The following is a 24995-nucleotide window of genomic DNA, read 5'->3' as shown; positions in this document are numbered from 1 at the left end:
ACAAGGACGAATATATTTGAGGAATAAAACGATGATAAGGATATCATCAGTAGTTATCACTATTGGCTTGATGCTATTGACACTCGGTTGTCAATCATCAGCCAATCAAGAACGTGTTGCAGTGTCTACACGTTTACAATTAGGTGATGCTTATTTAGCTGAAAGACAATATCAAATAGCGCAATATCATTTCCAAAAAGTGTTATCAGTGATGCCAAATCACCCAGATGCGAATTTAGGAATGGCATTAACATCGCAGTTATTGGGAAATTCTATTCAAGCGTTAGATTATTACAAATTAGCGATGAACTCGAAGCCAGTAAATGTTAATGTATTAAGGCTTTATGGTAATTTCCTTTGTGAACAAAAACTATTAAACAATAATAGCGTGTTAATTGAGGATATACCGCCAGATTATTTGGTCTGTCAGCAAAGTGATAATAAAATATCAGAAAATTCGCGGTGATACGTTAAGGTACTTTGTGCTTTTGCGAGTTCATCAATGTTAAACATCCAATAGCCACAGTGCCTAGATTGCTAATGAATACTGAAAACAAAACCGAAGAAGTGAAATTAACAGCAGGTCAACTTTTACGTCAGGCACGAGAAAAAGTAGGGCTAACACAACAAACTGTTGCTGATCGACTTTGTTTGAAGTTATCAACAGTGCGCGACATTGAAACAGATTCTGTTTCTTCTAATATTGCACCCACATTTTTACGCGGATACATGCGTTCTTACGCTAAGTTAGTCGGCGTTCCTGAAAAAGACATCCTTGGTTTTATCGACCAACAAGCTCCTGTCAAACAAATTAGAATGACAACCACACAAAATTACTCATTAGGTAAGCGTCATAAAAAACGTGAAGGCTGGCTGATGAAAATCACTTGGGTGATTTTGATTGTGATGATTGCATTAGTTGGTGTTTGGTGGTGGCAAGGTCATCAGGCTGATCAACAAGAATTAGTCTCTATGGCATCTCAAGACATAGGGCAAAATAGTACACAAGAAAACACCAATACGATAGATTCTCCTTTAGCAACCTTAGATAATACGTCAACATCTGAAGGTGATAATTTACAAGTACCTGCGTCTCCATTAGTTGATAATCAGGCGAATAATGTCGCTACATTGCCAACGACTGAAACGACGTCACCAGCACCAACAGAAGTGAGAACGGTTCCATTACCAGTATCACCTCTAACAACTTCAACAACTTCTCGAGCAAATTCAGCACAAGAATCCACTTCATCGGAAGCGTCTGCTATTGCGAATCAATTGGTTCTTATGTTTGATGGTGAATGTTGGTTAGAAGTTCGTAATGCTCAAAATAAAGTCTTATTTAATGGTATTAAGAAAGCGGGTGATCGTTTGGAATTTGATGGTGAGCAACCTTATAAACTAAAAATAGGCGCACCTTCTGTTACTCGCTTACAGTTTAATGGTGAATCTGTTGATTTAAGCCGTTTTACTGGAAAAATAGCAAAAATAACAGTACCGAGCGCTTAATCTGACTACACATTTGAGCAAGCATGGAAGCATGGGAGAATTAATCAATGCATAAAGAATCACCTATTATTCGTCGCAAATCGACACGAATTTATGTGGGCAATGTACCTGTTGGCGATGGCGCTCCTATCGCGGTACAGTCGATGACGAATACACGAACGACAGACGTAGAAGCGACTGTTCGCCAGATAAAATCTCTGGAACGTGTTGGGGTGGATATTGTTCGTGTTTCTGTACCCACAATGGATGCTGCGGAAGCATTCAAATTAATTAAGCAACAAGTTAATGTGCCTTTAGTCGCTGACATTCATTTTGACTACCGTATCGCATTAAAAGTCGCTGAATATGGTGTTGATTGTTTACGTATCAATCCGGGTAATATTGGTAGTGAAGAACGTATTCGCCAAGTTGTTGATTGCGCTCGTCACAACAATATTCCTATTCGTATTGGTGTAAACGGTGGTTCACTTGAAAAAGATATTCAAGAGAAATACGGCGAGCCGACACCAGAAGCGTTAGTTGAATCAGCAATGCGTCATGTCGATATTCTTGATAAGCTGAATTTCGAACAATTTAAAGTCAGCGTAAAAGCCTCAGATGTTTTCCTTGCAGTTGATTCTTACCGTTTATTAGCGAAAAAAATTGATCAACCTTTACACTTAGGGATCACCGAAGCCGGTGGCGCGAGAGCGGGATCGGTTAAATCAGCGATTGGTCTTGGGATCTTATTATCAGAAGGTATCGGTGATACGTTAAGGATCTCATTAGCTGCAGATCCCGTTGAAGAAGTTAAAGTCGGTTTTGATATTCTTAAATCCTTACGTATTCGTTCTCGTGGAATTAACTTTATCGCTTGCCCAACTTGTTCCCGTCAAGAATTTGATGTTATCGGAACAGTCAACGAATTAGAGCAACGTTTGGAAGATATCATCACACCTATGGATGTTTCTATCATTGGTTGTGTTGTTAATGGACCGGGCGAAGCTGAAGTTTCAACGTTAGGTGTAACTGGCGCTAAAACACGCAGCGGTTTTTATGAAGATGGCGTAAGACAAAAAGAGCGTCTTGATAACGTTAATATGATTGATTTATTAGAAGCAAAAATTCGTGCTAAAGCATCAATGCTTGATGACAGTATGCGCATAAACATAAATCAATTGGACAAATAACACTCAAAAAACTGGCTCATTAATCAATGAGCCAGTTTTACTATAGATTTCACATTGAATACTGATTGATTTCGCTTCTATAATCAGCCTAACAATCAATTAATAACTATTAGAGAAGAAAAGTGGCACAAAAAATCCAAGCCATTCGTGGTATGAACGACTATCTACCTGCTGACACTCGTGTATGGCAGAAAATTGAAAATACGCTAAAACAAATTTTAGCGGGTTACGGCTTTAGTGAAATCAGAACACCTATCGTAGAGCATACCCCTCTATTTCAGCGAGCAATTGGTGAAGTGACCGATGTTGTTGAAAAAGAAATGTATACTTTTACCGATCGTGGTGAAGATGCTCAAAGCCTGACATTACGCCCAGAAAATACAGCGGGTTGTGTTCGTGCGGGTATCGAGCACGGTTTGCTTTATAATCAAGAACAACGTTTATGGTATTTAGGACCAATGTTCCGTTATGAGCGCCCTCAAAAAGGTCGTTATCGTCAATTCCACCAGTTAGGTGCAGAAGTCTTTGGTCTACAAGGCCCAGATATTGACGCGGAATTAATTATGCTAACTGCGCGCTGGTGGAAAGCGTTAGGTATTGCAGAACACGTAACATTAGAGCTTAACTCTATTGGTTCATTAGAAGCGCGTGCTAAATATCGTGAAGCGTTAGTTGCTTTCTTAGAGCAGCATGTAGATAAGTTGGATGACGACTGCAAACGTCGTATGTATTCTAACCCATTACGCGTTTTAGACTCAAAAAATCCAGAAATTCAGACTTTATTGAATGATGCGCCTGAACTTTTCGATTATCTTGATGACGAATCAAGAGCGCACTTTGATGGTCTTTGTGCCTTATTAGATGCTGTTGGTATTACATATCGCGTTAATCAGCGTTTAGTTCGTGGTTTAGACTATTATAACCGTACTGTTTTTGAGTGGGTGACTAGCGCATTAGGTTCACAAGGAACAGTGTGTGCTGGTGGCCGTTATGATGGTCTTGTGAAGCAACTAGGTGGACATCCAACCCCAGCAGTTGGTTTTGCGATGGGAATGGAGCGCATGATTTTATTAGTTCAAGCGGTTAACCCTGAATTTGTTGCAGATACTAATGTCGCTGATGTTTACCTCGCTTCATTTGGTGAGAAGAGCCAAAGTGCAGCATTAATGCTGGCTGAAGAAATTCGTGATCAATTACCAACATTACGTTTAATGACGAATCATGGTAATGGTAACTTTAAAAAGCAGTTAGGACGTGCTGATAAACAAGGCGCTAAAATTGCTCTGATTTTAGGCGAAGATGAAATTAATGCCGGCACTGTTGCAGTGAAAGATTTGCGTTCAGGGGAACAAACCATTGTTGCTCGCAATGAACTCGCTCAGCAATTGACTCTGTTATTAGGTTAAGGAGAGACTTGTGGAAGTTTATAGCACCGAAAACGAACAAGTTGATGCAATTAAACAGTTCTTTAAAAACTACGGTTTAACTATCGTTTTAGCCGCTGTTATTGGTTTTGGTGGTGTGTTTGGTTGGAAATATTGGCAATCACATCAAACAAATCGTCTGCAAGAAAGTGCAGGTGCTTTTGCAACAGTTAGTGAGGCACTTGCTAAGCCTACGCCTGAAAATATTGCATTAGCTGAAAAATTTGTTACTGAAACGAATGATATTTATGGCGCTTTAGCTTCATTAGAGCTAGCGCAAATCGCTATCGATGCTAATGATTTGGTCAGTGGTGAACGTCATCTAACGAATGCTGTGGCAAAAGTAAAAAATGATGCATTTGCAGATATGCTTAATCTTCGTTTAGCTCGCGTACAATTAGCATTAGATAAAACAGATGCTGCTTTAGTTTCGTTAGAGCAAGTGAAAGGCAAAGCATGGAATGGAATGAAAAATTATATCCGTGGTGATGTCTTAGCGAAAAAAGGCGATAACGCAGGTGCAACAACCGCCTATCGTAGCGCATTAACTGATGAAAATGCGGGTGCTATTCGCTCACTGGTTGAACTTAAACTCAATAATTTATCCAATTAAAGGGATCTTCAGACATGCAACTGCGTAAAACTCTCCTGGTTGGTCTACTAGCATCTGCTTTGTTGGCAGGATGTTCTAGTGAACAGGATAATGTGACAATGTCTCCATTGCCTGAGGTGCAAAGCCAATTTACACCTAGAGCTGTTTGGGACAAATCAGTTGGAAATGGTATTGGTAAATACTATTCTCACTTGTCACCAACATGGGATAGCGCGGTTGTTTATGTCGCTGATCGCCATGGTTTAGTTAAAGCATTAGATGTAGAAACAGGAAAAGAGATTTGGTCGCAAGATCTTTCTATTAAAACCGGTTTTCTTTCATCTAATGAATCGGCATTACTTTCTGGTGGGTTAACAGTTTCAGGTACTCGCATTTTTGTGGGAACTGAAAAAGCGAAAGTATATGCACTGAACACTGAAGATGGCTCCATTGATTGGGAAACAGATGTTGCTGGTGAAGCCATTTCAAAACCTGTTGTTAGTGATGGTTTAGTCCTTATTCATACCAGTAATGGTATGTTGCAAGGACTCGACTTATTAACGGGTGAGATTTCTTGGACTATTAACTTAGACACTCCATCATTATCTCTTCGTGGTGAGTCTGCACCTGCCGTTGCTTATGGCGCAGCAATTATTGGTGCAGATAATGGTCGTGTCAGTGCAGTTGTTCTTTCTCAAGGACAGTTGATTTGGCAACAAAATATTTCACAAATTAAAGGCTCTACTGAAATTAGCCGATTAAATGATGTGGATATCACACCGATTATTGATGAAAATACTGTTTATGCAATGGCGTATAACGGTAATTTAGTTAGCCTTGATATGCGTTCTGGACAAATCCTTTGGAAACGTGATTTAGGCTCAGTTAATGATATGGTACTGTTGGGTGACAATCTTTACCTTGTTGACCAAAATGACAGAGTTTTATCTGTTCGTAAATCTGATGGTGTGACATTATGGACACAAGAAGATTTATTGCATCGCAATTTAACTGCTCCGGCTATTTTTGATGGCTATTTAGTGGTTGGTGACGCAGAAGGTTATCTCCATTGGATTGATACCAGCACAGGTAAATTTATTGCACAAAACCAAGTGAACAGTTCAGGCTTATTAAGCCGCCCTCAAGCGGTACAAGATAAGCTGATGATCCAAGCTCGCGATGGTAAGGTTTATCTTTATAGTCGGTAATTAGTTGCTGACAAATCTATTTATTTTACGGCTCCTTTAAAGGAGCCGTTTCGTCTTTTTAGTAATTACATGTAAAATACAATTAGGTTTGTGATTGTATTTTTATGAGGCATCAAAAAATGATACCCGTTATTGCCTTAGTAGGGCGCCCTAACGTGGGTAAATCCACGTTATTTAATCGACTAACACGCACAAGAGACGCATTAGTTGCCGATTTTCCAGGACTCACCCGTGACCGTAAATATGGTCGAGCAGAGTTAGAAGGCGAAGAATTTATTATTATTGATACCGGTGGTATTGATGGTGCTGAAGAGGGTGTTGAAACCCATATGGCATCACAATCGCTACAGGCTATTCAAGAAGCCGATATCGTACTGTTTTTAGTTGATGCTCGTGCGGGCTTGATGCCAGCAGACCAAGGTATTGCAAAACACCTTCGTGGTGTTGAGAAAAAAACGTATTTAGTTGCGAATAAAACTGATGGTATCGATATTGATACTGCATTAGCTGATTTTTACTCTTTAGGATTAGGTGAAATCTTCCCAATCGCTGCATCTCATGGTCGTGGTGTTGCTCAATTGATTGAACAAACACTCTTACCAATTACTGGTAAAGTGGTGGAAGAAGAGTTAGAGCTGACTGAAGAAGAAGAAAATGCGGCTTATTGGGCTGCATTAGAAGCAGAACAAGAAGCACAAGCGTTAGAAGAGGAAGAAGACGACTTTGACCCTTCTACATTACCAGTAAAATTAGCGATTGTTGGTCGTCCTAATGTTGGTAAATCAACACTGACAAACCGTATGCTTGGTGAAGATCGTGTGGTTGTTTACGATATGCCAGGTACAACCCGTGACAGTATCTATATCCCAATGGAACGTGATGAGAAAGAATATATCATCATCGATACAGCGGGTGTTCGTAAACGCGGTAAAGTAAAAGAAACAGTAGAAAAATTCTCTGTTATCAAAACATTACAAGCTATTGAAGACTCTAACGTTGCATTGTTGGTTATTGATGCTCGTGAAGGTATTTCTGACCAAGATCTTTCATTATTAGGTTATATCCTGAATGCGGGTCGTTCATTAGTCATTGCTGTCAATAAATGGGATGGCATGACACAAGACGATCGCGAGCAAGTAAAAGCCATGCTTGATCTTAAACTGGGCTTTGTTGACTTTGCGCGTGTTCATTTTATTTCTGCATTACATGGAAGTGGCGTGGGTAATCTTTTTGAATCAATTCAAGAAGCTTATGTCTGTGCAACGCGTCGCGTAGGCACATCAATGCTCACTCGTATCATGAAGATGGCAGAAGATGATCATCAGCCACCGATTGTTCGTGGACGCCGTGTAAAAATGAAATATGCACATGCTGGTGGTTATAATCCACCTGTTGTAGTTATTCATGGTAATCAGGTCACTGATTTACCCGATAGCTATAAGCGCTATTTGATGAACTATTTCCGCCGTACTCTGCAAGTGATGGGTACGCCAATCCGTATTCAATTTAAAGAGGGTGAAAACCCTTATGCGGATAAGAAAAATAAATTAACACAATCTCAGTTGCGTAAACGTAAGCGTTTAATGTCACACTTGAAGAAATCTAAATAAGTTAATTTAGCGTCTAAAAATAAAAACTGAGTTCAATTTATAATGGACTCAGTTTTTTTATACCTAGAATTTATTGATTAGATAACATTTTTTCTATCATAAGTTGAGCAACAATGGCTTGCTCTCCACTTGTCGATGGATCTGTATCATTCGTCACACATTCAATAAAGTGTTCCACCGCCCCAATAAAACCCCGTTGTAATAAAATAGGGTCCCAGTTTTCTGGGTGTTTTTCAGTGAGTTTATTTCTGCTTTCGCTGCGCCATAAATTCATATTTGTAATTTGATGGATTGCATCTTCATCAACGGCAATAACTTGTTCTTGCTGGCTTCCTGCTTTTCTATGCATTGATGTTGTTATCCAGCAATCATCGATTTTTAAATGGTGTTCAGCATAAAACAGTGCATTTTCTTTTGTTTGGATAATACTACCACTTAATAATTCAGCGTTTGAACCCGCTAACCAAAGCGCGGTATCAACAACATGTAAATAGTCATCAAATAAGGTAAAGCGTGCCTCTTTAGGGCCGACGCTATCACAGCGATGTTTATCAATTCTTAAAGAAGAAAGATGTGTAATATTTTGTTTCAACTGATGATAAAAAGGTGCAAAGCGACGGTTAAAACCCACCATTAGCTTTTTATTTTTCTTAGCGGCAAGTTCAATAAGTGCTTCAGATTGGTGAATATGTTCTGTTAAGGGTTTATCAACGTAAACATGTACATCTGCATTTAATAAATAGTCTATAACTTCAAAATGACTTGATGTTGCGCTATGTACAAATATCGCATCACACTGTTGGGCTAAAGCACTTAAGCTAGTGAATAAAGGGATACGATAAGCGGTACAAATTATATTTCCTTTTTCCTGATTGGGTGAAAATGCGCCTATAAATTCCCAGTTAGAAGCTTTGCTTAAAATAGGGAGATAAACTTTTTGTGCAATTGATCCTAAACCGACCATACCAATACGTAATTTTCTCATTATTTACCTTCCTTATTTCTTAGATCGCATGATTAGTTTAAGACAAGAAAAATGATAAATTTCTCATTTTTATATTTTTTCAACATACTTAAATGATGGGAGCTTTGATACATTTTAATGAGATAAATTATGAAAAATAGATATCACTGTCTTAAATGAGGTTCCACAGCTTATCTAACATTTAATTTGTCGTTTTTCTGCTCAATAATTATTCAATGATATTGGACTTCATAAAAAATTAATTATTTCTTTCAGAAAACAGCTAAAATGCAATTGATTCCTATTCGTCTTAATGAGTTATTACTTTGAAAAAAACGATCATCATTGCATCCATTTTTATGCTTTCAGCTTGTGCGACCCCTGAAAAATGGGAAGCAAAAACCACAAATCCGTCACCTTTAGATATCGCTAAAAATATGTGTATGCAACAAGCCAAAGAGCGATATCCTGCGAGATATGTGACTTCAACTCAGCCTTCTTTTGCTCCTATGAGGGTCAATGGTAAAGATATTCCTAGTTCAGGAGCAGGAACCTCTTTTCCTTCTGATGCTAATGAATGGGAGCGTAAAGATTATTTTAATACCTGTATGAGAGCGGAAGGGTGGGAGAATAAAAATAAAGTGACAGGCTTACTGGCTTTCTTATTTAATTGATTCTAGAAAATATTTGTTATTAAAATTCTCGTTTTATTCCAGTAAAGCCACATTTTAATGTGGCTTTATTCTTAATAAATTAAATATGCTATACCCACTCTTTTTGGATCAAAAAATCACTGTATAACTTTGCTTCTGGAGTGTTCGGTTCAGGAGAGTAATCATATTCAAAACGGACTAAAGGTGGCATAGACATTAAAATGGACTCTGTTCTGCCGCCACTTTGTAAGCCAAATAATGTGCCTCTATCCCACACTAAATTGAATTCAACATAGCGACCACGACGATAGAGTTGGAACTGGCGTTCGCGCTCTCCCCAAGGTATCGATTTGCGTTTTTCAACAATAGGTAAATAGGCATCAAGATAACCAAGCCCTACGTGTTGGACAAACTCGAAACAGTGGTCAAAATCTGGGGTGTTTAAATCATCAAAGAAAAGACCACCGACACCACGAGGTTCATTGCGGTGTTTAATATAAAAGTAATCATCACACCATTTTTTATAACGCGAGTAATAATCTTCACCAAAAGGAGCGCAAACAGATTTAGCGACTTTATGCCAATGAATAACGTCTTCTTCAAAGCCATAATAAGGTGTTAAGTCAAAGCCACCACCAAACCACCAAACAGGAGCTTCACCTTCTTTTTCAGCAATAAAAAAACGGACATTGGCATGAGAAGTCGGAATATAAGGATTAAGAGGGTGAATAACTAATGACACCCCCATTGCTTGAAAACGGCGTCCTGCTAATTCCGGGCGATGTGCTGTAGCAGATTTCGGTAATGTATCGCCATAAACATGTGAGAAATTGACGCCAGCTTGTTCAAAAAGAGCGCCATGAGTTAAAACACGAGTACGACCACCGCCCCCTTCTTTTCTTTCCCAGTTATCTTGTTGAAAAGTGGCTTTTTGGTCTATGTTTTCAAGAGAGCGACAAATCGTATCTTGTAGTGATAAGAAAAATTCTTTAACACGATGAATATCAGGTAAATTCATAATAACCTACAATTTTTATCATATTTATTAAAAATAGAACTCCATATTGTCTATGTTCTCATTTTCAAGTTGATTCATAAACCAAACAAGCGATAATAAATTCAGATTTATGTGACAGATAATGGGCAAAACCATGGAAATACGTGTATTTCGCCAAGATGATTTTGAGGCAATTATTACACTTTGGGAGCGTTGCGATCTGATATCGCCTGATAACGATCCTGAAATTGATATTGAAAGAAAATTAAACCACTCACCTGATTTATTTCTGATAGCAGAAGTGGCAGGAGAGATTGTAGGTAGTGTAATGGGGGGATACGATGGTCATCGTGGCTCTTTATACTATTTAGGCGTTCACCCAGATTTTCGAGGAAGAGGCATTGCGAATGCATTGATCTCTCGATTAGAGAAAAAGCTGATTGCGAAAGGATGCCCTCAAATTACATTAGTTGTACCAGAAGAAAATGATGCAACCATTTGTATGTTTGAGAAGTTATTGTATGAAGATCAAAATCAAGAAAGCACAACTTATACTAAGCGATTAATTGTTGATCAGGATTTCGATCTTTAATTGTATTCAAAACCCCTGATATCTTTAGGGGTTATTACTCTTTCTTTTATATTTATCTCTTTTCCCCGGTTTCTATTCTTACGTTTGTATTTCTTATTTTATGCGTAAAATCTGATATTACCTTTTCTGTGGAACAAAATGTTCTGTAGATGGTCGTAACTAGGCTTTCTTTTCATGTGGTTATCTAAGATCAAATCAGTAAATATTTTGTTATGCTGATTTATCGCGATGGTTTTAACCTGATGATTGAGGCGATACAAAGAGTAAGATAAGGTGTTCTTAATCACCTCAATATCTATTTTAATGTGTGACGAAAAAGTTTAACGGAGAAATAAATGATGCCTAAGTTTTGGTTACCCTTGTGTTTAAGCACAAGTGTTTTGCTATTAAGTGGCTGTTCATCCATGGGAGGAATGTCTTTTTCTGCACTAAATCCGATGAATTGGTTTTCAAATGATACGTTAACAGTTTCTGCCAATGGATTAGGTAATATCACCAGCTCAACCAAAATAACAGAAAGTGAAATAAAAAATGCGCTAGGCGGTAGCTTCAATTATCGTGAAGGTATGGAGATGCAAGGTAGCGATATTACTGTTGTAGTCCAAGCACTTGAAGATAATAAAATCCAAGTGGCTTTCTATGGCAAAGAAAAAGGCACCGTTGAGAAAATAGAAGTCTTTGATGCTAAGGCAACAACGGATTGGGGAACAACGATAGGTACACCATTTAAAGATATCTATAAAAAAGCATTTGGTGCATGTAGCAAAGGTCCTAAAGATGAAAAACAGAGAACCATTTTATGCCAATCCGCAGAAGCTAAATCGGTGAGTTATGTCTTTAGTGGTCAATGGGATGGTCCTGATGGATTGATGCCACCTGATGAAGTTTTATCTAACTGGGTATTAACGCAAATTATTTGGCAGAACAAATAATTTGCGCTATTCCTTATACTATTCCTTATAAAACAGGGAAGATTTTATGATCAGATTGTCTGATTTTTGTTGAAAGGCAAATCTTCAGGAAAAAGTATTCGATATAATCAACATTATTTTGGGTGTTTTGATTATTGATTAGGAAAGCAATATGTCTCATGCGCAAAGTGGCATTTTAGTCGCACATAGTAAATTTGGTCTTTTTATTGAAGCAATGGTCGTGGGTGAATTAGAGGCTCTGCGTGAAGGATGTCAGAAATTCATGCAATCATTATCTGATTTACAAAAGCAATTTCCGGATGCATCACTAGGCGCAGTTGTTGCATTTGGCTCTGATCTTTGGAAAAAGCTTTCCGATGAAAATAGCGCACCAGAGCTAAAACCTTTTCGCCCTTTAGGTAAAGGACTAGCGCCTGCAACACAGCGCGATCTACTTATTCATATCCAATCTATGCGTCATGATGTGAATTTCTCACTGGCACAAGCCGCAATTGCTGCTTTTGGTGATGCAATCAAAGTTGAAGAAGAAATTCATGGTTTCCGTTGGATTGAAGAGCGCGATTTTAGCGGTTTCATTGATGGCACAGAAAATCCACAAGATGATGAGCGTTATGGTGTAGCACTAATTAATGACGGTGTTGATGCTGGTGGTAGTTATGTTTTAGTTCAACGTTATGAGCATAACCTGAAGAAGTGGACGCGTTTTAGTGAATCAGACCAAGAAAAAATGATCGGTCGTACTAAAAAAGACAGTGTTGAACTTGATGAATCTGAACGCAATGTAACATCTCACGTTTCTCGTGTTGTAATTGAAGAAGACGGTGAAGAGTTAGCGATTTTACGTCACAGTCTGCCTTACGGTACTGTAAGCGGTAAACATGGTTTATATTTCTTAGCTTACTGTGGTCGTTTATATAACATCGAGCAACAACTATTGAGCATGTTTGGTGAATTAGATGGCAAATATGATGACCTATTACGTATGAGTAAACCTGTAACAGGAAGTTATTACTTCGCCCCTTCTTATGAAGTATTAAAAGCACTGTAATCATTATCTAGTGTTAAAGACGTTTTATTAGTGAAATGCCTGCTTTATAAGCGGGCATTTTTGTCTGACATTTTTTCACATTAATAGTAATTGATGTAATTTTAATTAATTAGCCTGAGTTTTAGTCATTTTTAATAGCTTGTAGTTATATCAAATAACAAAAGCTAACTACACTGTTATAAATAAAGCCGATAGAGTAGCCATTAGAATAAAACTTACAATGATGGGTACTTTTGATGAAGAAAAACACAATCAGAACCTTTGCATTACAAGCAACCGCAGCATTGTCTTTGGTTGTTAGTAGTTATGCAGGGGCCGCTCAATTACTTAATAGCTCTTACGATATCGCAAGAGAGCTATTCACACAGCTAAATAGTGATTTTAAAACGCAGTGGGATGCTCAACATCCTGACGATAAGATCACCATCAAACAATCACATGCTGGCTCTTCTAAGCAAGCACTTGCAATATTGCAAGGTTTACCTGCGGATGTCGTGACCTATAACCAAGTCACTGATGTGCAAATTTTGCATGATAAAGGCAATTTAATTCCTGCTGATTGGCAACAACGTCTTCCTAATAATAGCTCGCCTTATTATTCCACCATGGCGTATTTAGTACGTAAAGGAAATCCAAAGAATATTACTTCATGGGAAGACTTAACGCGTGAAGATGTCAAAGTGGTTTTCCCTAATCCTAAAACATCGGGTAATGGTCGCTATACCTATTTAGCAGCGTGGGGCGCTTTTGAAAAAGCTTATGGCAGCGATGAGAAAACACAAGAAGCAATGAAGAAATTCCTCAAGAATGTTGAGGTATTTGATACAGGCGGTCGTGGTGCAACGACTTCTTTTATTGAACGTGGACTCGGAGATGTATTAATCAGCTTTGAATCTGAAGTTAATAATATTCGTCAACAATATGGTGAAGATGAATATCAAGTCATTGTGCCACCTGTTGATATATTAGCTGAGTTTCCTGTCGCTTGGATTGATAAAAATGTTCAACGTAACGACACCGAAGCACTGGCAAAAGCCTATCTAAATTATTTATACAGCCCTAAAGCACAAGAAATCATTACGCAATTTAATTATCGCGTAAATGATAAAGCAGTCATGGCTGCAAAAGCAGCACAGTTTCCAGCAACGTCACTATTTACGATTGAAGAGGTATTCGGTGACTGGAATAACGTGATGAAAACACATTTCACGACAGATGGCATGCTTGATAAGTTATTAGCGCAAGGACGTCAATAATGTTTACCGCAACCAGCAAACGAGTTTTACCGGGATTTGGATTAAGTTTAGGTGGAACACTGTTTTATACCTGCTTGATCTTACTGTTACCAATGAGTGCGCTGGTTGTGCAACTTTCTGATATGAGTTTTGCTCAATATTGGGCAGTGATCACGCATCCACAAATAGTGGCCGCTTATAAAGTCACGCTATTAGCGGCGGCAGTTGCCAGTATTTTTAATGCTATTTTCGGTATGTTGCTCGCGTGGATCATTACTCGTTATCGTTTTCCGGGCAGACAACTACTTGATGGTTTAATGGATTTACCTTTCGCTTTACCTACGGCTGTTGCTGGCTTGACACTCGCAACTCTTTTTTCAACACAAGGCTGGTACGGTTTTGTATTGAATAAATTTGATATCAAAGTTATTAATACATGGATTGGCATTGCCGTTGCGATGGCATTTACCAGCTTACCTTTTGTTGTAAGAACGGTTCAGCCCGTTCTTGAAGAGTTAGGCCCTGAGTATGAAGAAGCGGCTGAGACGCTAGGTGCGAGTCGTTGGCAGACTTTTTGTAAGGTTGTATTACCTGAGTTATCACCGGCACTAATAGCCGGAACCGCGCTCTCTTTTACGCGTAGTTTAGGTGAGTTTGGCGCTGTTATTTTTATTGCTGGCAATATTGCATGGCAAACAGAAGTTGTTTCTTTGATGATTTTTATTCGATTGCAAGAATTTGATTATCCTGCGGCAAGTGCCGTTGCTTCTGTCATTTTACTTGTTTCATTAGTCTTACTGTTTTCAATTAATGGATTACAAAGCCGATTTGGTCAACGGTTGAGGGGGCATTGATGTCAGATATTATGCAACAACGCTCGGCATATCGTCGCCAAATTGATTGGGTAAAGTGGGGGTTAATCTTTACAGGCGTTGTGTTATCCATTTTATTTTTAGTTGTGCCTATTGCGTGGATCTTTATGACCGCGTTTTCAAAAGGCGTTGAAATATTTACTGAGAACTTATTAGACAGCGATATGTTACATGCAGTCTGGTTAACTGTGCTCATCGCGTTAATCACTGTACCTGTCAATATGTTGTTCGGTGTCAGTATGGCATGGCTTGTCACGCGCTTTCGTTTTCCGGGGCGTCAGTTATTAATGACTTTGATTGATATTCCATTTGCTGTGTCTCCAGTAGTTGCTGGATTACTCTATCTACTGTTTTACGGTAGCAATGGCTGGGCTGGGCAGTGGTTATCACAGTTTGATATTCAACTTATGTTCTCATGGCCGGGAATGGTATTAGTGACGGTGTTTGTTACTTGCCCTTTTGTAGTAAGAGAACTGGTGCCAGTGATGATGAGCCAAGGTAGCCAAGAGGATGAAGCTGCCGTGTTATTAGGCGCGAGTGGTTGGAAGATGTTTTGGCGAGTGACATTACCGAATATTCGCTGGGCATTGTTATATGGCGTGGTATTAACCAATGCCAGAGCTATCGGTGAATTTGGTGCGGTTTCTGTGGTATCTGGTGCTATTCGTGGCGAAACCTATTCACTACCGTTACAAGTTGAATTACTGCATCAAGATTACAATACCGTCGGTGCATTTACTGCGGCTGCATTACTCGCGATGATGGCAATTTTCACCTTAATGTTTAAAAGTGCTTTGCAATGGCATTTAGCCCGTCAGCAATGAACATCATTATTTACACAAAGTAGAGGCAAAATATGAGTATTGAAATTAATAGTGTCACAAAATATTTTGATCGCACTGAAGTGTTGCATGATGTCACACTTGATGTGGCTTCAGGTGAAATGGTGGCATTGTTAGGGCCTTCTGGATCAGGCAAAACAACGCTCTTGCGTATTATTGCTGGTCTTGAACATCAAACCCAAGGAAGCATTCGTTTCGAAGGGCAGGATGTTAGTCGGTTACACGCGAGAGATCGCAAAGTCGGTTTTGTTTTTCAGCATTATGCGCTGTTTCGCCATATGACTGTATTTGAGAATATCGCTTTTGGTTTAACTGTATTGCCCCGTCGTGAGCGCCCTAGCAAAGACGTAATTAATAAAAAAGTTGAGCAGTTATTAGAGATGATCCAATTGCCTCATTTAGCTCAACGTTATCCTGCACAATTGTCAGGTGGGCAGAAACAGCGTGTAGCCTTAGCAAGAGCATTGGCTGTAGAGCCGCAAATTTTGTTATTAGATGAGCCTTTTGGTGCTTTAGATGCCAAAGTAAGAACAGAATTGCGTCGTTGGTTACGCGAATTGCATGAAGAGCTTAAATTTACCAGTGTTTTTGTCACTCATGATCAACAAGAAGCGATGGAAGTTGCTGATCGTATTGTGATTATGGGGAATGGCAAAATAGAGCAAGTCGGAACACCGCAAGAAGTGTGGCAATCACCAAAAAGTCGCTTCGTTTTAGAATTTTTAGGTGATGTGAATCATCTACAAGGTGAAATTAATGGTGCTCAATTACAGATTGGGGGATATCACTTGCCCTTATCTGTAACACCGCTTTATCAAGGTTCGGTAGATGTGTTCTTGCGTCCTTGGGAAATTGCATTAAGTGGACATGCTAATAGTGTTTGCCGATTGCCCGTCAAGGTTATTGAGGTATCACCTAAAGGACATTATTGGCAGTTAATTTTACAGCCATTAGGATGGAGTGAAACACCGATTACCGCAGTTTGGAATGCTATTTCTTCAGCGCCAACAAAAGGAAATACCTATTATATGGGAGGTGCTCAAGCCCGTTTATATACGGGGGATACTCCCTTAAATACGGTATCGTTAGCCTATACCGCCTAATTTAATTATTTAATCTATCACTTAATTTCACTATTTTTCACCCATGCTTATTTCAGGCATGGGTGTTTTGGTTTTTAAGAAAATGAAGAGATTTATTGAATTACGTTAATATTATTGCGTTAATAAGTTAAATGTGATTTCTTCATTAATACAGACAAACAAATGAGCAGGAACTTATTGTGGCAGGGTTAGAACAATTTATTGGTAATACACCATTAGTAAAACTACAACGACTTACACAAGAGGTGGACGCTGAAATCTGGGTTAAGCTTGAAGGCAATAATCCCGCAGGTTCAGTAAAAGACAGAGCTGCATTATCGATGATTGAACAAGCGGAACTACGCGGTGAAATAAAGCCGGGTGATACGCTGATAGAAGCAACTAGTGGTAATACAGGAATTGCCTTAGCAATGATTGCAGCGGTAAAAGGTTATCGTTTAAAGCTGTTAATGCCTGAGAATATGAGTAAAGAGCGTCAAGCATCAATGCAAGCCTATGGTGCAGAATTGATTTTAGTGAGTCGTGAAGTCGGTATGGAAGGTGCGCGAGATCTCGCACAGCAGATGGAACAGCAGGGCAAAGGTAAGGTATTAGACCAATTTAATAATCCAGATAATCCCAGAGCTCATTTTATTTCTACTGGCCCTGAAATTTGGCAACAAACACAAGGTCGCATTACGCATTTTGTTTCGAGTATGGGAACAACGGGTACAATCACAGGTGTAGGAAGTTACTTAAAAACACAATCTGATAGTGTGCAAGTCATCGGACTTCAGCCTGAAGAGAAAAGTCAAATTCCAGGTATTCGTCGTTGGTCACCTGCTTACTTGCCGGGTATCTTTAAAAAAGAGCTGGTGGATAGTGTGATAGATATGTCACAAAAAGAAGCAGAATCAACGATGCGCCTTTTAGCAAGTCAAGAGGGTATCTTCTGTGGCGTAAGTTCTGGAGGGGCTGTTGCTGGCGCTCTGCGCGTTGCAAAAGAGAATCCTGGTGCGGTGATTGTTGCGATTGTGTGTGATAGGGGTGATCGTTATCTATCTACGGGCGTTTTCTCGTCATAATTCTTACTCGTTATACTTCAAGTTGTAGCGTTGTTGACTGCGTTCACTCACCCTAGTCACATACTAATGTATGCTCCTAGGGATTTATTCACTTGTCGCCTAGCTACACCTTGAATTATTTAGAGCATTTCACTCGTCATTCTTCAAGTTATAGCGTTGTTGACTACTCTCATTCGCTGCATCTTGAATTATTTAGAGTAAGAACATTGTCGAATGAGTTAGAGTAGTTTTTAGTTCGTGTTTTTTAAATATAAAAAAACCGCCACTTTATTGGTGGCGGTTTAAATAGAGAATATCACAGAAGATTATTTTTTAATCTGAATAATAACGGTTTCACCAACAGTAACTGGGCCTGTCATTTTGGTTAAACCCTGAATTTCATCCATATTAGAGATAACAACCGGTGTTAGAACTGATTTTGCCTTTTCTTCTAATACAGCCAAGTCAAATTCTAAAATAGTATCACCAACTTTTACTTGCTGACCTTCTTCAGCGATACGCTTAAACCCTTCACCTTTCAGTTCAACAGTGTCGATACCGAAGTGGACAAATAACTCGATACCGTTGTCAGACTCAATAGAGAAAGCATGGTTAGTCTCGAAAATTTTACCGATAGTACCATCGACTGGCGCAACAATTTTATTACCAGCAGGTTTGATAGCAATACCGTCACCTACGATTTTTTCAGCGAAAACAACATCAGGAACATCTTCGATATTGACGATTTCACCAGAAAGTGGTGCAACAATATCAATCGTGCCACTGCCTTTCTTTTCCTCTGAAACCAGTGATTTTAATTTATCAAACAGACCCATGAATCTTCTCCTAATTATTGTAGTTGGGACCGGGCTCTGGCTAATGCGATTAGCACAGTGTCTTTTCTTTAGTAAAAGTTTCTACTAAGTCCATCAATTCTTTTGCAGTTGGCTGAGCAAGTGCTTGCTCTGCTAGTGCTCTTGCATCATCGTAATTTGCATTACGAATTACTTTTTTGATGCGAGGAATTGAAATAGCACTCATACTAAACTCATCTAATCCCATGCCGAGAAGGAGCAATGTTGCTCGTTCATCTCCAGCAAGTTCACCACACATTCCAGTCCATTTACCTTCAGCATGTGATGCATCAATCACCTGTTTTATCAGGTTGAGTACTGCAGGTGACATTGGATTATATAGATGAGATATCAGCTCATTTCCACGGTCTACAGCCAGAGTATATTGTGTTAGATCGTTAGTCCCAATACTAAAAAAGTCAACTTCTTTTGCCATATGACGAGCCATCACTGCTGCGGCTGGGGTTTCTACCATCACACCGACTTCAATAGATTCATCAAAAGCTTTCTTTTCTTCACGAAGCTGGCTTTTCAGTATTTCAAGTTCTGCTTTCAATGCACGGATCTCTTCAACAGAGATAATCATTGGAAACATAATACGTAGTTTACCAAAAGCAGATGCTCTTAAGATAGCACGTAATTGCGGATGAAGGATCTCTTTACGGTCAAGACAAATACGAATTGCACGCCAGCCTAAGAATGGGTTCTCTTCTTTTGGTAGGTTCATGTAAGGTAAGTCTTTATCGCCACCAATATCCATAGTACGAATAATGACCGCTGGGCTTCCTACTGCTTCAGCTACCGCTTTATAGGCTTGGAATTGCTCATCTTCTGTTGGTAAAGAGTCTCTATCCATAAATAAGAATTCAGTACGATACAGACCAACACCTTCAGCACCGTTACGTTCTGCACCAGCAACATCTCGAACTGTACCAATATTAGCGCAAACTTCAACTTGATGCCCATCAAGCGTAATAGCAGGTAAGTCTTTGAGTTTTGCTAATTCTTCTTTTTCGTGCAGGTACTCTTCTTTGATAGCTTTTAATGTTTCGAGTTCCTCATCTGATGGATTAATAATGATTTTGTTATTAATCGCATCAAGAACAAGATAATCGTCTTTTTTAATGGTTTGTGTCGCATTAGATGTTCCCACGATAGCTGGAATTTCTAATGAACGAGCCATGATAGAAGTGTGAGATGTTCTACCACCTAAGTCAGTGATAAAACCTAATACGTTGTCTAAGCTTAATTGCGCAGTTTCAGAAGGGGTAAGGTCAGTTGCAACTAAAATAACTTTTTCTGAGATAGCGCTTAAATCGATAATTGGCATCTCTAAGATATTGCGCATTAAGCGTTTACCAATATCACGAACGTCAGCCGCACGCTCTTTTAGATATTCGTCATCTAATGCTTCTAATGCGGTTGCTTGATCTTCAATAACAGATTGAACAGCAGCTTCAGCCGTTTTTTTGTCACTTTTGATAAGAGTAACAATTTCTTGTTCCAACTCTTCATCTTCTAGCAACATGATATGGCCTTCAAAGATTTCGGCTTTATCCGCACCAAGATTCTTCTCAGCACGCTCTTTAATAATTTCTAGTTGTTGTGCAGATTTGTTACGACCGTCTTTAAAGCGTTCGATTTGATTCTCAATTTCATCACTTTGGATCTTACGTTGGCTAATGATGATTGGTTCTTCTTTGAGAAGAAGGGTTTGACCAAATGCGATACCGGGTGACGCTAAAATTCCTGAAATCATAATTTATCCTACGACTTGCTGGTGATAATCTTAAAAGAATAGGATTGCAAAATACTGTTGTTTTAAAATCATCATTGAAATTAACTCCCCTGAATGGTTTCAGGGGAATAAATACTGCGTTAATACTTAATCGCGAATTACTCTAATTCCGCCATTAATTTTACCAATGCTTCAACAGCTTGTTTTTCATCTTCGCCTTCAGCAGAGATAGTTACAACAGTACCTTGGGTTAAGCCTAAAGTTTGTAATTTGAAAAGGCTCTTAGCACTGGCAGATTTACCACTAGAGATAAGCGTGATATCAGAAGAGAATGTTTTGGCTTCTTTTACAAATTGTGCTGCAGGACGAGTATGTAAGCCGTTTGGTGCTGTAATAGTAACTTCTTGCTGGTACATAGGATTTTTTCCTTTTATAACTCAATTGTTCACATTAAGTCAGGACTTAGTAAGTGTAGATGAATTTGTCCTGCTTTGCGTAGCAATATCAGATAATATTAAGTCGTAAAGCGTCATCTGATAAAAATAGTGTTCAGAAAGATAAAAGAGCTAGTTTTGTCGTCTCGGTTATTTTCTGATTAATTTCGACCTTCGAAATAATTAATTGATTAAATACTAAACTCGAAGAAATAAATCACCTGTTTGGGTGACAAACTTTGATCTCTACCACAAAAAAAGCACCGTTGAGGTGCTTTTTTAATAAATATTTTACAATTGAGATGACGCGATTTAGCTATCAGAAATGTCAGCGAAAAGTGGGGTGCTTAAATAACGCTCACCTGAAGAAGGTAAAATAACCACAATTTCTTTATTTGCAAATTCTGGCTCTTTTGCCAGTTTTACTGCTGCTGCAATAGCTGCACCTGAAGAAATACCAGCAAGAATACCTTCTTTAGTCATAAGTTCACGAGCAGTATCAAAGGCTTCTTCATTAGTGATTTGAATAACACGATCCAGTAACGATAAATCTAGGTTTTCAGGAATAAAGCCAGCTCCGATACCTTGGATTTTATGTGGACCCGGTTTAATTTCTTCTCCAGCTAAAGCTTGCGTGATAACAGGAGAGCCTGCTGGTTCAACAGCAACCATAGTTACTGCTTTACCTTGTGTCTTTTTCAAATAGCGACCAATACCTGTAATCGTACCACCAGTGCCAACACCAGCAATAACAGCACCGACTTCACCATCAGTATCATTCCAGATTTCTGGGCCTGTGGTTTTTTCATGAATTTCAGGGTTAGCTGGATTACTAAATTGTTGTAGTAACAGGTAACGTTTAGGATCGCTATCGCGAATTTCATTGGCTTTATCAATGGCACCTTTCATGCCTTTTGCGCCTTCAGTCAGCACTAAATTAGCACCTAATGCTTTGAGCAATTTACGGCGTTCGATACTCATGGTATCTGGCATCGTCAGAGTTAATTTGTAACCACGAGCTGCTGCAACATAAGCCAGCGCAATCCCAGTATTACCACTAGTCGGTTCTACAAGCTCCACGCCTTCTTTAAGAATGCCTTTCTTTTCTGCATCCCAAATCATGTTGGCACCGATACGGCATTTTACACTGAAGCTTGGGTTACGAGATTCCACTTTAGCCAGAATGTTGCCATTTCCGAAATGCTTTAAGCGAATTAAGGGAGTGTGTCCAATAGTTTGCGAGTTGTCTTCGAAAATCTTACTCATTTTTATCCTCGGTACATGATTTTTATAAGGTCAGATGAAATTACCATACGCCATCAAACTAAAGATGGAAATAAGCTTTATGAATATACTTATAACTTTTTTATATTTTTATTCCAAAAGGTTCTAATCAAGAGTCAGTGAGACGATTCACAAATTAATAAATCAAGAGATGTACAGTATATTGATGACTGATAATCTATTTTTAACCACATTTACTGCAAATACAGGGGTCATAATGGAAACCATTGAAGAGTTGATTAGTGCGCTTGAACTTGCTGTGCCTGAATTAGATGCGCAAGCTTTGCGTGAAAATTTACCTGAGTCAGATGCTCAAGAAGATGTCCTTAATTGGCTATATGAATCACTCTCAGCTCAAGGATTAATGGATTATGTGGAGTGGACAGAATATTTTGGCGATATTCCTGATCTAAAATCGTTAGAGCACGTCTCTTTGTCTGAATCACCGAGTGCGTTGATTTTATCTCAAGTTGAAAATATTGATTGGGATGAGGCGAGTGTAGACCCTTATATGTTGCCTTATGAACTACCTTATTTGGAATATATTAACCACTTTTTGACAGAAAAAGGGTTACGATTGGTCGATCTCACTCCGTTTGAAAATGCTTATATTTTCTGTATTCGAGATGATGAAGAGTTAATTGAAAAACTAGATGGCGCATTAAATATCTTTGAAATAGGTATTAATGAGCGTGAGCCGATGGATAGAGAAGAAACGAAAGATTATATTCGTTCATTAATTGAGTAGTATGATTAACAACAAATAAGCCACATCACGTTTTAGAAAAAAGCATAAAATAAAACCCCGTCTTAAATAAAACGGGGTTTTTCATATTTATCGAGATATGACTAAATGAGGTTTACCACTGCCCATCTTGCACATGCTGTTTACGATAACGATCGCACCACATTGCGGTTGCACCACAGATAGCAACTGGCATGATGACTAAATTTAAAATAGGGATCATGGTAAAAATATTAATAACCATACCAAATTGAAGATTATTCCATTTATCCTGTTTAAGCGAAGATTTCATCGCTGCAAATGAAATTTTGTGGTTATCAAATGGGAAGTCATTATATTGAATTGCCATCATCCAAGCACCAAAAGCAAACCATAAAACAGGCGCAACGGTTTGTCCGATAGCAGGAATAAAATAGAGCAATAACAAGACAATAGCGCGAGGTAAATAATAAGCTATTTTAGTTAACTCACGTTTTAAAATACGTGGAATATCTTTCAATATACCTGTAACACCCGTATCGGGTGGGGTAACGCCAGTTATTTGACCTTCTAATTTTTCAGCTAATAATCCATTAAACGGAGAAGCGATAATATTGGCTAAGGTACTAAAGAAATAAGTGAATACGAGTAAGATAAAAATAACGGATAGTGGCCAGATCAAATAACTCAACCATTGTAACCAATCAGGAACTTTTTCCATCATCCAATTGACCATGCTACCAATTTGACCATATAACCACCAAAAGGCGCTTCCGAGAATAATAATATTGGCAAGTAAGGGTAAGATAACAAAACGCTTCAGCCCTTTGCGTGTAATTAAACGCCAACCAAGAGCAAAATAATGAAATCCATTTAAATTTTTATTCGTTTCTGTCAAATTTGTCATACTTCCTATTCTCTCCAGTGAGGGCAAGCTAGTATCATATAGGGAGATAATCAGCCTTACTAGTCATGAATTGTCTAAAAAACGCGCATAAGAGATTGATGTGTGTATCTTTGTGACAAGAAAATTAAGTATTGGCTTGCACTTATGAGCATTGGCAAATACTCTTAGTAAAAAGTAATATTTGCCAACGTGGCTATTAAACCTCAAGACAACAGAGATAGAAATGATGCAGCAAAATTTGCGTCTGATATTAATCGTTGTTGGTGCGATTTTAATCATAGCTTTGTTATTACACGGCTTATGGATTGGTCGAAAAGAGCGTTCTAAGCTTTTCCGTAATCGCCCAGTAAAACGTCAGAAACAGAATTATCAGTCAGATGAGAACGATGACGAACCACAATATGCTGAGGTTAGTCATCAGACATCAACTTTATCCTCTACTGAAAAGCGGGAGAGTGAGCCACCGATAAAATCGGAGCCTCTACATGAACCTGAAATTTCAGTGGCAGATAGAGATCCATTAATGTCTGAAAGCCAAACAAAAGGGAGTTCTCACGATACTTCATTACAGCAAGAGCCAAGTCTTGGTGTTTTTGATGTTATTGAAAAAGAGCCTGTACCGATTGTTAGGGATGAGCCAAAACAAGAACCTGTGGCGAATGTTGCGAGTGAAGTAAAATCACACGTTAATACAGTAAGCCCTTCTGCGAGTTTAGAGCCTTCAATTTCAGAAACAACGGCTCATATGACTCCTGTTGAAACTGAGGCTTCGCATCATGCTCCGGCTGAAGAGCCAAAAGTTGAATCTGCTTCGCAAGCAACAGAAGCAGAGAAAGAGCTGGTTATTGTTCTAAACGTAAGCGCACATCATGGTCAAATGCTGGATGGTGAAGCGTTGATGCAGAGTATCATTCAAGCTGGCTTCCAGTTTGGCGAAATGAATATTTTCCATCGCCATCTCAATCCAACTGCTAATGGACCTGTGTTGTTTAGTTTAGCGAATATGGTGAAACCAGGAACATTTAACATTGATACAATGGCTGAATTAACAACACCTGGTGTATCGATGTTTATGATGGTGCCATCTTATGGTGATGCTAACCAAAACTTTAAATTGATGTTACTTACGGCTCAACGTATAGCATCTGACGTAGGTGGTGTTGTGCTGGATGATGAACGCAAGCTCTTAACGCCACAAAAAATCGAGCTTTATAAATCTAGAATTCGCAGGACGCTAGATTTAAATCAATAGCTTTATATC

At 38.8% G+C, this 24995-nt stretch carries 25 protein-coding genes; 18 read left to right on the top strand and 7 right to left on the bottom strand.

The window, feature by feature from the left end; translation table 11 throughout:
* Positions 1-31: 31 nt before the first annotated feature.
* The 7 genes from QQS39_RS12985 (at position 32) to der (ending at position 7512) form a co-directional block, all read left to right on the top strand.
* Complete coding sequence (locus tag QQS39_RS12985) at positions 32-466, top strand: hypothetical protein (protein ID WP_151435634.1); 435 nt, start codon at positions 32-34, stop codon at positions 464-466.
* A 74-nt stretch (positions 467-540) separates the two neighbouring features.
* Positions 541-1509 carry a cytoskeleton protein RodZ gene (gene rodZ, locus QQS39_RS12980; RefSeq protein WP_151435633.1) on the top strand — a complete coding sequence of 323 codons (969 nt, stop codon included), beginning with the start codon at positions 541-543 and terminating at the stop codon, positions 1507-1509.
* A gap of 47 nt (positions 1510-1556) precedes the next feature.
* Positions 1557-2678, top strand: coding sequence for a flavodoxin-dependent (E)-4-hydroxy-3-methylbut-2-enyl-diphosphate synthase (ispG, locus tag QQS39_RS12975; RefSeq protein WP_196534106.1), 1122 nt, complete (start codon positions 1557-1559; stop codon positions 2676-2678).
* A 122-nt stretch (positions 2679-2800) separates the two neighbouring features.
* Positions 2801-4084, top strand: coding sequence for a histidine--tRNA ligase (gene hisS / locus QQS39_RS12970; protein ID WP_285804672.1), 1284 nt, complete (start codon positions 2801-2803; stop codon positions 4082-4084).
* Between the two features lie 10 nt (positions 4085-4094).
* Positions 4095-4715, top strand: coding sequence for a YfgM family protein (locus tag QQS39_RS12965; protein ID WP_151435630.1), 621 nt, complete (start codon positions 4095-4097; stop codon positions 4713-4715).
* Positions 4716-4729: 14 nt separating this feature from the next.
* Positions 4730-5902 carry an outer membrane protein assembly factor BamB gene (gene bamB / locus QQS39_RS12960; protein ID WP_151435629.1) on the top strand — a complete coding sequence of 391 codons (1173 nt, stop codon included), beginning with the start codon at positions 4730-4732 and terminating at the stop codon, positions 5900-5902.
* A gap of 119 nt (positions 5903-6021) precedes the next feature.
* Positions 6022-7512, top strand: a complete 1491-nt coding sequence (gene der, locus QQS39_RS12955) for a ribosome biogenesis GTPase Der (RefSeq protein WP_285804671.1) — start codon at positions 6022-6024, stop codon at positions 7510-7512.
* Between the two features lie 70 nt (positions 7513-7582).
* Here der and QQS39_RS12950 read toward each other — a convergent pair whose 3' ends face one another.
* Positions 7583-8497, bottom strand: a complete 915-nt coding sequence (locus tag QQS39_RS12950) for a Gfo/Idh/MocA family protein (protein WP_285804670.1) — start codon at positions 8495-8497, stop codon at positions 7583-7585.
* 305 nt (positions 8498-8802) lie between these two features.
* On the opposite strand from QQS39_RS12950, the gene QQS39_RS12945 reads away from it, so the two are divergent.
* Positions 8803-9150 carry a hypothetical protein gene (locus QQS39_RS12945; protein ID WP_265576069.1) on the top strand — a complete coding sequence of 116 codons (348 nt, stop codon included), beginning with the start codon at positions 8803-8805 and terminating at the stop codon, positions 9148-9150.
* 88 nt (positions 9151-9238) lie between these two features.
* Here QQS39_RS12945 and hemF read toward each other — a convergent pair whose 3' ends face one another.
* On the bottom strand, positions 9239-10147 hold the full coding sequence (gene hemF / locus QQS39_RS12940; RefSeq protein ID WP_151435627.1) for an oxygen-dependent coproporphyrinogen oxidase: 909 nt from the start codon (positions 10145-10147) through the stop codon (positions 9239-9241).
* A 133-nt stretch (positions 10148-10280) separates the two neighbouring features.
* On the opposite strand from hemF, the gene QQS39_RS12935 reads away from it, so the two are divergent.
* From QQS39_RS12935 to cysM, 8 genes are all read left to right on the top strand, one after another.
* Entirely contained in the window at positions 10281-10718 is a 438-nt protein-coding gene (locus QQS39_RS12935; RefSeq protein ID WP_075670504.1) for a GNAT family acetyltransferase, read from the top strand.
* Positions 10719-11053: 335 nt separating this feature from the next.
* On the top strand, positions 11054-11650 hold the full coding sequence (locus QQS39_RS12930) for an RpoE-regulated lipoprotein (protein ID WP_285804669.1): 597 nt from the start codon (positions 11054-11056) through the stop codon (positions 11648-11650).
* Between the two features lie 151 nt (positions 11651-11801).
* Complete coding sequence (locus QQS39_RS12925) at positions 11802-12698, top strand: Dyp-type peroxidase (protein WP_151435626.1); 897 nt, start codon at positions 11802-11804, stop codon at positions 12696-12698.
* 236 nt (positions 12699-12934) lie between these two features.
* Positions 12935-13954: a thiosulfate ABC transporter substrate-binding protein CysP gene (gene cysP / locus QQS39_RS12920; protein ID WP_285804668.1), complete on the top strand. Its 1020-nt coding sequence runs from the start codon at positions 12935-12937 to the stop codon at positions 13952-13954.
* A complete protein-coding gene (cysT, locus tag QQS39_RS12915; protein WP_285804667.1) occupies positions 13954-14787 on the top strand; it encodes a sulfate/thiosulfate ABC transporter permease CysT in 834 nt (277 codons plus the stop codon). The genes cysP and cysT overlap by 1 nt, the downstream gene beginning before the upstream one ends.
* Positions 14787-15629 (top strand): sulfate/thiosulfate ABC transporter permease CysW, encoded by an 843-nt coding sequence (gene cysW / locus QQS39_RS12910; RefSeq protein ID WP_151435623.1) that lies wholly within the window; start codon positions 14787-14789, stop codon positions 15627-15629. Before cysT ends, cysW begins: the two co-directional genes overlap by 1 nt.
* Positions 15630-15661: 32 nt before the next feature.
* A complete protein-coding gene (gene cysA, locus QQS39_RS12905; protein WP_196735100.1) occupies positions 15662-16750 on the top strand; it encodes a sulfate/thiosulfate ABC transporter ATP-binding protein CysA in 1089 nt (362 codons plus the stop codon).
* A 179-nt stretch (positions 16751-16929) separates the two neighbouring features.
* Positions 16930-17814 (top strand): cysteine synthase CysM, encoded by an 885-nt coding sequence (gene cysM, locus QQS39_RS12900; protein WP_151435621.1) that lies wholly within the window; start codon positions 16930-16932, stop codon positions 17812-17814.
* Between the two features lie 305 nt (positions 17815-18119).
* Here cysM and crr read toward each other — a convergent pair whose 3' ends face one another.
* The 4 genes from crr to cysK all read right to left on the bottom strand — a co-directional run bounded on the left by crr (position 18120) and on the right by cysK (position 22085).
* Positions 18120-18629 (bottom strand): PTS glucose transporter subunit IIA, encoded by a 510-nt coding sequence (crr, locus tag QQS39_RS12895; protein WP_036935451.1) that lies wholly within the window; start codon positions 18627-18629, stop codon positions 18120-18122.
* A gap of 49 nt (positions 18630-18678) precedes the next feature.
* A complete protein-coding gene (ptsI, locus tag QQS39_RS12890) occupies positions 18679-20406 on the bottom strand; it encodes a phosphoenolpyruvate-protein phosphotransferase PtsI (RefSeq protein WP_023581648.1) in 1728 nt (575 codons plus the stop codon).
* 137 nt (positions 20407-20543) lie between these two features.
* On the bottom strand, positions 20544-20801 hold the full coding sequence (ptsH, locus tag QQS39_RS12885) for a phosphocarrier protein Hpr (RefSeq protein WP_006533407.1): 258 nt from the start codon (positions 20799-20801) through the stop codon (positions 20544-20546).
* 330 nt (positions 20802-21131) lie between these two features.
* Entirely contained in the window at positions 21132-22085 is a 954-nt protein-coding gene (gene cysK, locus QQS39_RS12880; protein ID WP_196735099.1) for a cysteine synthase A, read from the bottom strand.
* A gap of 235 nt (positions 22086-22320) precedes the next feature.
* Here cysK and QQS39_RS12875 point away from each other — a divergent pair, with 235 nt between their 5' ends.
* Complete coding sequence (locus QQS39_RS12875) at positions 22321-22851, top strand: hypothetical protein (protein WP_285804666.1); 531 nt, start codon at positions 22321-22323, stop codon at positions 22849-22851.
* Between the two features lie 112 nt (positions 22852-22963).
* Here the strand turns inward: QQS39_RS12875 and cysZ are convergent, their stop codons facing one another.
* On the bottom strand, positions 22964-23734 hold the full coding sequence (gene cysZ / locus QQS39_RS12870) for a sulfate transporter CysZ (protein WP_285804665.1): 771 nt from the start codon (positions 23732-23734) through the stop codon (positions 22964-22966).
* 223 nt (positions 23735-23957) lie between these two features.
* Between cysZ and zipA the strand changes: the two genes are divergently transcribed.
* A complete protein-coding gene (gene zipA / locus QQS39_RS12865) occupies positions 23958-24986 on the top strand; it encodes a cell division protein ZipA (protein WP_151435617.1) in 1029 nt (342 codons plus the stop codon).
* Positions 24987-24995 lie beyond the last annotated feature (9 nt).

The organism is Proteus appendicitidis (assembly GCF_030271835.1).
In the GTDB taxonomy this organism is placed as follows: Bacteria; Pseudomonadota; Gammaproteobacteria; order Enterobacterales; family Enterobacteriaceae; genus Proteus; species Proteus appendicitidis.
Note: the sequence above shows the minus strand (reverse complement) of the source record. Positions and strands in the feature narration are given on the sequence as shown.

Bases quoted from the DNA above. Each gene is read 5' to 3' on its own strand.
- der (WP_285804671.1), top strand. From the start codon at position 6,022: ATGATACCCGTTATTGCCTTAGTAGGGCGCCCTAACGTGGGTAAATCC.
- QQS39_RS12925 (WP_151435626.1), top strand. From the start codon at position 11,802: ATGTCTCATGCGCAAAGTGGCATTTTAGTCGCACATAGTAAATTTGGT.
- ptsH (WP_006533407.1), bottom strand. From the start codon at position 20,801: ATGTACCAGCAAGAAGTTACTATTACAGCACCAAACGGCTTACATACT.
- QQS39_RS12930 (WP_285804669.1), top strand. From the start codon at position 11,054: ATGATGCCTAAGTTTTGGTTACCCTTGTGTTTAAGCACAAGTGTTTTG.
- QQS39_RS12875 (WP_285804666.1), top strand. From the start codon at position 22,321: ATGGAAACCATTGAAGAGTTGATTAGTGCGCTTGAACTTGCTGTGCCT.
- QQS39_RS12935 (WP_075670504.1), top strand. From the start codon at position 10,281: ATGGAAATACGTGTATTTCGCCAAGATGATTTTGAGGCAATTATTACA.
- rodZ (WP_151435633.1), top strand. From the start codon at position 541: ATGAATACTGAAAACAAAACCGAAGAAGTGAAATTAACAGCAGGTCAA.
- cysP (WP_285804668.1), top strand. From the start codon at position 12,935: ATGAAGAAAAACACAATCAGAACCTTTGCATTACAAGCAACCGCAGCA.
- zipA (WP_151435617.1), top strand. From the start codon at position 23,958: ATGATGCAGCAAAATTTGCGTCTGATATTAATCGTTGTTGGTGCGATT.
- hemF (WP_151435627.1), bottom strand. From the start codon at position 10,147: ATGAATTTACCTGATATTCATCGTGTTAAAGAATTTTTCTTATCACTA.
- QQS39_RS12985 (WP_151435634.1), top strand. From the start codon at position 32: ATGATAAGGATATCATCAGTAGTTATCACTATTGGCTTGATGCTATTG.
- crr (WP_036935451.1), bottom strand. From the start codon at position 18,629: ATGGGTCTGTTTGATAAATTAAAATCACTGGTTTCAGAGGAAAAGAAA.
- cysZ (WP_285804665.1), bottom strand. From the start codon at position 23,734: ATGACAAATTTGACAGAAACGAATAAAAATTTAAATGGATTTCATTAT.
- cysW (WP_151435623.1), top strand. From the start codon at position 14,787: ATGTCAGATATTATGCAACAACGCTCGGCATATCGTCGCCAAATTGAT.
- QQS39_RS12950 (WP_285804670.1), bottom strand. From the start codon at position 8,497: ATGAGAAAATTACGTATTGGTATGGTCGGTTTAGGATCAATTGCACAA.
- cysA (WP_196735100.1), top strand. From the start codon at position 15,662: ATGAGTATTGAAATTAATAGTGTCACAAAATATTTTGATCGCACTGAA.
- ispG (WP_196534106.1), top strand. From the start codon at position 1,557: ATGCATAAAGAATCACCTATTATTCGTCGCAAATCGACACGAATTTAT.
- bamB (WP_151435629.1), top strand. From the start codon at position 4,730: ATGCAACTGCGTAAAACTCTCCTGGTTGGTCTACTAGCATCTGCTTTG.
- cysT (WP_285804667.1), top strand. From the start codon at position 13,954: ATGTTTACCGCAACCAGCAAACGAGTTTTACCGGGATTTGGATTAAGT.
- ptsI (WP_023581648.1), bottom strand. From the start codon at position 20,406: ATGATTTCAGGAATTTTAGCGTCACCCGGTATCGCATTTGGTCAAACC.
- cysK (WP_196735099.1), bottom strand. From the start codon at position 22,085: ATGAGTAAGATTTTCGAAGACAACTCGCAAACTATTGGACACACTCCC.